The organism is Thermus sp. (assembly GCF_056332225.1).
In genome coordinates this window covers 10,334-15,855 of the sequence record NZ_JBWGQW010000035.1, presented here as the reverse complement: position 1 = coordinate 15,855, position 5,522 = coordinate 10,334, and the positions used below count along the sequence as shown (strand labels likewise).

The window sequence follows — 5,522 nt, the reverse complement described above, 5'->3', positions numbered from 1 at the left end:
CCCCTGGTACCCGCCGCAGGCCAGGCCGAACCCCTCCTCGGCCACCACCTCCCCGTAGCGCACCAGCCTGGCGTAAAGGGGATCTTCAGGGGAGAGGCGGGAGGAGACGAAGGCGGAGAGGAGGCGCATCTAGCGGCAGCGCACCACGAGGACGGGGACGGAGACCCGGTGCAAGACCCCTTCCGTCACCGAGCCCAGGAGGAGCTTGTCCAGCCCCGTGCGCCCGTGGGTGCCCATGACGAGGAGATCAAAGCCCCGGGCGGCCTCCACGATGGTGGGGATGGGGACCCCCTCCTTCACCTCCCCCGTGGCCTCCACCCCCTTCTCCCGGGCCAGGGCCAGGGCCTTCCCGATGGCCTCTTCCCCCGCCTTCTTCAGGTCTTCCAGGAGCTCCAGGCCGTAAGGAACGCTTTCCGGGGCGATCCAGATGGCCTGGGCGGGGTTCTCCAGGACGTAGAGGAAGTGGACCTTGGCGGAAAGGGCCTTGGCCAGCCCAAGGCCGTGCTCCAGGGCCTGGAAGCTGCAGGGGCTCCCGTCGGTGGGCATGAGGACGCTCTTGTACATCGGCACCTCCTTGGCCCCCATCATACGCCTTAGACTCGGGCCATGTGGGTCTACGGCAGGAACCCGGTCCTCGAGGCCCTCAGGCTGGGCCAGGCGCGGCGGGTGCTGGTGGCCAAGGGGGTGGAGGGCTGGCTCCTTAGGGAGCTTGAGCGCCTGGGAGCGGACTACACCCTGGTGCCCCGCATTGAGCTGGACGCCCTCCTCAGGACCACCCACCACCAGGGGGTGGCGGCGGAGGTGGAGGAACCCCCCCACGCCACCCTGGAAGACGCCCTCCGCCTGGCCGAGGCGAGGAAAGAGCCTCCCCTTCTCGTGGCCCTGGACGGGATCACCGACCCCAGGAACTACGGGGCCATGATAAGGAGCGCCCTGGCCCTCGGGGCCCACGGGGTGGTCTCGGAGGAGCGGCGCGCCGCCCCCCTCTCGCCCCTGGCCCTGAAGGCGAGCGCCGGGGCCGCCCTGAAGCTCCCCCTGGTCAAGGTGAAAAACCTCCCCCGGGCCCTAAGGGACCTCAAGGAGCGGGGCCTTTGGGCCTACGGCCTGGACGTGCGGGGGGAGAAAGCCTCTTGGGAGCTGGACTTCAAGCGGCCCCTCGTCCTGGTGGTGGGCTCGGAGGGGGAGGGGATGCGGAGGCTCGTGCGGGAGGCCTGCGACGAGCTCTTCCGCATCCCCATCCGCCCTGAGGCCGAGTCCCTGAACGCCTCCGTGGCCCTGGGCATCGCCCTCTACCAGGCGGGCCTCGCCCGGGGTGTAGGATAGGGGCGTGGACTGGGTCCGGCTCCTCTCCCGCCTCCTCCAGGCGGAAAGCCTTCCGGGGCAGGAGGGGGAGGCGGCGGGCCTCCTCCTGGAGGCCCTGAAGGGGATGGGCCTCGAGGCCCGCCTGGACGAGGCGGGGAACGTGGAGGCCCTCCTCGGGGAAAGGGAGCCCGAGGTGGTCCTCGCCGGGCACCTGGACGTGGTGCCCCAAGGGGACCCCGGCCGCTGGCCCCACCCCCAGGGGGCCGTGGCCGAGGGGGCGGTGTGGGGCCGGGGGGCGGTGGACATGAAGGGCCCCCTGGTGGCCATGCTCCTCGCCCTGGAGGCCCTGAAGGAAAGGCCCCTCCGGGGCCGGGTGCGCTTTTTGGCCGTGGTGCAGGAGGAGGTGGGGGGGCTGGGGAGCCGCTACGCCGCGGAAAGGCTTTCCCCCCTGGCCTTCCTCCTGGGGGAGCCCTCCTCCAGGCGGCTCATGCGGGGGCACCGGGGCCGGGCGGAGGCGTGGGCGGACTTTGAGGGGGAGGAGGCCCACGCCGCCCTCTCCGGGCCGGAAAACCCCCTCTTTGACCTGGCGGAGTACCTCCTCGCCCTAAGGGAGCTTCCCCTGCCCCAAGGGGTCAAGCTCACCCCCACCCGGGTGGACACCTACCCCGGGGCCCGGAACCAGACCCCGGGGGTGGCGCGGCTCTACCTGGACCTGCGCTACGAGCCCGAGGCCGACTTAGACGGGCTTCTCGCCGCTTTGCGCACCCTGGGGCGGGCCTCGGTCTACGTGCCCGAGGAGGAAAGGGCCTCGGGGGAGGTGCGGATGACCCTCCCCGCCCTCTGGCCCCCCTACCGCCTCCCGGGGGACCACCCCCTTCTCCTCGCCGCCCTCCGGGCCCTGGGGCAGGAGGAGGCGGGCTTCTGGCCCTTCACCACCGACGCCCCCTACCTGGGGGCCAAGGCCCCGGTGCTGGGCTATGGCCCCGGGGACCCAGGCTTAGCCCACACCCCCAAGGAACACATCCCCCTCGCCGAGGTGGAGGCGGCGGGGAGGGAGTACGCCCTGCTCGTGGAGGCCCTATGGAGCGCCGCCTAGTGGCCGGAACCCCCTACCGCAAGCTCCTCACCGCCCCCAGGGCCGTGGCCGAGGGGCTTAAGGCCCGCCTGGAGGCGAGGGGCATCCCCGCCCTCGTGGAAACCCCCTTCGCGGGCCTCCCCGAGGCCGCTTTAGGCACCTACATGGGGGACGTGGCCCTCTTGGTGCCCGAGGCCCTCTTGGGCGAGGCCGAGGCCCTTTTGGAGGAGGGGATCCCATGATCGTGGTGGGCCTGGACCTGGGGGGCACCAAGATCGCCGCCGGGGCCTTTGACGGAAAGAGGCTCCTCTCCCACGTGATCCTCCCCACCCCCAAGGAGGGGGGGGAGGCGGTGGTGCGGGCCCTGGCGGAGGCGGCCGAGAAGGCGGAGGAGGAGGCGGGGGTGAGGGCCGAGGCCCTCGGCCTCGGCACCCCGGGGCCCCTGGACTTCCGGGAGGGGGTGATCCGCTTCACCCCCAACATCCCGGGAGTCCGGAACTTCCCCATCCGCCGCCTCCTGGAGGAGGCCACGGGGCGGCCCGTCCACCTGGAAAACGACGCCAACGCCGCCGCCCTCGCCGAGCACCACCTGGGGGCGGCGCGGGGGGAGGCGAGCTCCCTCTACCTCACCGTGTCCACGGGGATTGGAGGGGGCGTGGTCCTGGGGGGAAGGGTGCTAAGGGGGGAGCGGGGCCAGGGGGGGGAGTTCGGCCACATCACCCTCCTCCCCGGGGGACCCCCTTGCGGCTGCGGGCTGGAGGGGTGCCTCGAGGCCCTGGCCGCGGGGCGCGCCTTAGAGCGGGACGCCAGCTACGCCTACCACCGGGCCGTGGACACCCGGGAGCTTTTCCGCCTCTTCCAGGAGGGGGAGCCCAAGGCCAGGCGCCTCCTCCTCCAGGCCGCCCGCTACGTGGGGATGGGCCTCGCCAGCCTGGTGAAGGCCTTTGACCCCGGGGTGGTGGTGGTGGGCGGAGGGCTCGCCCTAAACGCCCCGGAAGGGTACTGGGAGGCCCTCCTGGAGGCCTACCACGGCTACCTTAAGGGCTGGGAGGCCCCCCCCCTGCGGAAGGCCCTCCTGGGGGCCGAGGCGGGGCTTCTCGGGGCCGCCCTCACGGCCTTCTTGGAGGTGAAGGATGGAGGTGGGTAAGGTCCTCGTCTACGCCGGGCTTTTCCTGCTCCTCCTTGGGGCGCTACTCCTCTACTTCCCCAAGCTCTTCGCCTGGTTCGGCCACCTGCCGGGGGACATCCGCATTGAGCGGGAGGGCCTAAGGGTGTACATCCCCCTGGCCTCGAGCCTCCTCCTCTCCCTGCTCCTCAGCCTTCTCCTCCACCTAATGGGCCTTCTCAGGCGGTGAGGTTAGCGCAGGTGGCTTAAGAACTCCTCCCGGGTCCTGGCGTCCTCCCGGAAGACCCCCAGCATGGCGCTGGTGGTGGTGCGGGAGTGCTGCTTCTCCACGCCCCGCATCATCATGCAGAGGTGGACCCCCTCCACCACCACCCCCACCCCCTGGGGCTTTAGCACCTCCTGGATGGCCTCGGCGATCTGGACCGCGAGGCGCTCCTGCACCTGGAGCCTCCGGGCGAACATGTCCACGATGCGGGCGAACTTGGAAAGCCCCAGGATGCGGTCCTTGGGGATGTAGCCGATGTGGACCTGGCCGAAGAAGGGGAGCATGTGGTGCTCGCACATGGAGTAGAACTCAATCCCCTTCACCACCACCATCTCGCTCCCCTCGGCCTGGAAGACGGCCCCGTTCACGATGTCCTCGAGGCGCTGGCGGTAGCCCCGGGTGAGGAAGGCCCAGGCCTTGGCCACCCGCTCCGGGGTCTTCAGGAGGCCCTCCCGGCCCGGGTCTTCCCCGATGACCTGGAGCCACTCGGCGGAAAGGGCCTGGAGGCGCTCCAGGTCCACCTCGGTCGCGAAGGTCAGCCCGGTTTCCTCAAGCTCTACCATCTTGCGCTCCATGATGCTCCTTGCGCTCTTTTCGCTATGTGGCCCCGGGCTCACTCCGGGGCGATAAGCCCCTCATGAAGAAGGGGCAAGGCCTCCTCCGGCCCCAAGGGAAAGCCCTGGGCGGCCCGCCTCAGGGCCTCCAAGGCCTCCTTCCCCGCGCGCTTCAGCCGGAGGTGCACCTCGCTGAAGGGGTTCAGGGCGTCCTGGCCCCTCAGGGTGAGGCGGTAGCGCTTCGGGGCCTCCACGGGGAAGAGGGCCTTCCGGTAGCGCTCGGCCAGGGCCCGGTAGCGGGGGGCGTTTTCCGGGGGGTCCACGGGGCGCACCACCCGGGCCGGGACCCCGAGGGCGAGCCTCCCCTCGGGCACCTCCATCCCCGGCGGCACCACCGCCCCCGCCCCCACCACGGCCCCCTTCCCGATGCGGGCCCCGTTCAGCACCACCGCCCCCATGCCGATCAAGGCCCCCTCCTCCACCACCGCCCCGTGGACCACCGCCCGGTGGCCCACGGTGACCCCGGGCCCAAGGAGGCAGGGGAAGCCGGGGTCGGCGTGGAGGACGGCCCCGTCCTGGACGTTGGTGCCGGGGCCCACCACCACCCTTTCCAGGTCCCCCCGGACCACGGCCCCGAACCAGATGGAGGCCCCCTCCCCCACCTCCACCGCCCCCACCACGTAGGCCCCGGGGGCGAGGAAGGCCGTGGGGTGGACCCTGGGAACCTTCTCCTCAAAGCGGTAAACGCTCAAGGGCCACCTCCAAAAGCCCCAAGTCCTCGGGGAAGGCGAGGAGGGCGCGGGCCTCCTCGAGGGCGAACCACCCCGCCCCGGTCATGCCCTGCTCCAGCCTCGGCGCCCCCTCCCCCCGCATGAGAAACCAGTGGACCTCCCGCTCCACCCCCTTGGGGTTCACGTAGCGGGTGGGGTAGAGGGAAAGGAGGACCTCCGCCCGGACCCCCGTCTCCTCCCAGACCTCCCGCACCGCCGCCGCCTCCAAGCTTTCCCCCGGCTCCGGGTGGCCCTTGGGGAAGACCCAGAAGCCCATGCGGTCGCGGAGAAGGAGGACCTCCCCCTTGGCGTTAAAGACCACGCCCCCCGCCCCTAGCTCCATCCGTACCTCCCCTTGAGGTAGTCGGCGAAGGGCACCACCGCCCCCACCGCCAGGAACTTGCTGGCCACGGCCACGCCCAGGTCCCCG

The 5,522-nt window shown here is 71.6% G+C and carries 9 protein-coding genes and 1 pseudogene; 5 read left to right on the top strand and 5 right to left on the bottom strand.

The window, feature by feature from the left end; translation table 11 throughout:
- Both AC01Y6_RS07400 and AC01Y6_RS07395 read right to left on the bottom strand, forming a co-directional pair.
- Positions 1 to 129 (bottom strand): annotated as a pseudogene (locus AC01Y6_RS07400) (LOG family protein); the annotation flags it as partial.
- Positions 130 to 564 carry a universal stress protein gene (locus tag AC01Y6_RS07395; protein WP_428720789.1) on the bottom strand — a complete coding sequence of 145 codons (435 nt, stop codon included), beginning with the start codon at positions 562 to 564 and terminating at the stop codon, positions 130 to 132.
- Between the two features lie 42 nt (positions 565 to 606).
- Here AC01Y6_RS07395 and rlmB point away from each other — a divergent pair, with 42 nt between their 5' ends.
- From rlmB to AC01Y6_RS07370, 5 genes are read left to right on the top strand one after another with little or no spacing between them, the layout of a single operon-like run.
- Positions 607 to 1,323: a 23S rRNA (guanosine(2251)-2'-O)-methyltransferase RlmB gene (gene rlmB / locus AC01Y6_RS07390; RefSeq protein ID WP_476670937.1), complete on the top strand. Its 717-nt coding sequence runs from the start codon at positions 607 to 609 to the stop codon at positions 1,321 to 1,323.
- Positions 1,324 to 1,327: 4 nt separating this feature from the next.
- Positions 1,328 to 2,398, top strand: a complete 1,071-nt coding sequence (locus AC01Y6_RS07385) for a M20 family metallopeptidase (RefSeq protein ID WP_476670936.1) — start codon at positions 1,328 to 1,330, stop codon at positions 2,396 to 2,398.
- Entirely contained in the window at positions 2,383 to 2,619 is a 237-nt protein-coding gene (locus AC01Y6_RS07380) for a putative signal transducing protein (protein WP_347241213.1), read from the top strand. Before AC01Y6_RS07385 ends, AC01Y6_RS07380 begins: the two co-directional genes overlap by 16 nt.
- A complete protein-coding gene (locus AC01Y6_RS07375) occupies positions 2,616 to 3,524 on the top strand; it encodes a glucokinase (RefSeq protein WP_476670934.1) in 909 nt (302 codons plus the stop codon). The genes AC01Y6_RS07380 and AC01Y6_RS07375 overlap by 4 nt, the downstream gene beginning before the upstream one ends.
- Positions 3,511 to 3,732, top strand: a complete 222-nt coding sequence (locus AC01Y6_RS07370; protein ID WP_476670933.1) for a DUF2905 family protein — start codon at positions 3,511 to 3,513, stop codon at positions 3,730 to 3,732. Before AC01Y6_RS07375 ends, AC01Y6_RS07370 begins: the two co-directional genes overlap by 14 nt.
- A 2-nt stretch (positions 3,733 to 3,734) precedes the next feature.
- Here AC01Y6_RS07370 and folE read toward each other — a convergent pair whose 3' ends face one another.
- From folE to AC01Y6_RS07355, 3 genes are read right to left on the bottom strand one after another with little or no spacing between them, the layout of a single operon-like run.
- Positions 3,735 to 4,343, bottom strand: coding sequence for a GTP cyclohydrolase I FolE (folE, locus tag AC01Y6_RS07365; protein ID WP_428720573.1), 609 nt, complete (start codon positions 4,341 to 4,343; stop codon positions 3,735 to 3,737).
- A gap of 38 nt (positions 4,344 to 4,381) precedes the next feature.
- The gene (locus tag AC01Y6_RS07360; RefSeq protein WP_476670932.1) at positions 4,382 to 5,074 is read right to left on the bottom strand and encodes a gamma carbonic anhydrase family protein; all 693 of its coding nucleotides are present in this window, start codon (positions 5,072 to 5,074) and stop codon (positions 4,382 to 4,384) included.
- Positions 5,055 to 5,435, bottom strand: a complete 381-nt coding sequence (locus tag AC01Y6_RS07355; RefSeq protein WP_428716967.1) for an NUDIX hydrolase — start codon at positions 5,433 to 5,435, stop codon at positions 5,055 to 5,057. The genes AC01Y6_RS07360 and AC01Y6_RS07355 overlap by 20 nt, the downstream gene beginning before the upstream one ends.
- Between the last annotated feature and the right edge of the window lie 87 nt (positions 5,436 to 5,522).